Source organism: Ruegeria sp. BG11, from assembly GCF_056538565.1.
Map to the genome: position 1 here is coordinate 1 of NZ_JBQFTH010000071.1, position 515 is coordinate 515.

Sequence of the window (515 nt, forward strand, 5' to 3'; positions counted from 1 at the left end):
GCTCGACCTTTTTTGGCCTGCAGGCGCTGTTTGTCGGCATCTACGACTACCTGATCGCAACACCAGCCCTCTTGTTTACCGTCTGGAACAGCGACGGGGTGGATGGATCGGTCGCAAGTCAACTGGCCGGATGGCAGGGCGGCTGGACCGTGTTCTATTGGGCTTGGTGGATTGCATTTGCACCCTTTGTCGGCGTCTTCCTGGCGCGCATTTCCAAGGGCCGAACCATTCGCGAATATGTGCTTGGCGCGGCAATCGTACCGTCCGTCATGTGCTTTGTCTGGTTTGCCCTGGTTGGCGGTACAGCGATCGAGCTTGAGCTTTCGGGCGTCGCGGACAATGCAATCATTGGCACCGGGCTTTCGGATCAGCTTTTCGCGACCCTTTCGGTCATGCTGAGCGAAACCATGGCCTGGGTGTTTGCGATCGTGGCCCTCGAGCTGTTGCTCACCTACCTGGTGACCTCGGCAGACTCGGCGGTGCTGATCATCAACACCATCAATGCCACTGGCGAC

1 protein-coding gene is annotated in these 515 nt (G+C 58.4%); it reads left to right on the plus strand.

Annotated features, from left to right (window positions below):
* Positions 1-515: BCCT family transporter (locus ACR0JF_RS23445; RefSeq protein ID WP_480670153.1), on the plus strand; the 515-nt coding region annotated here is incomplete at both ends.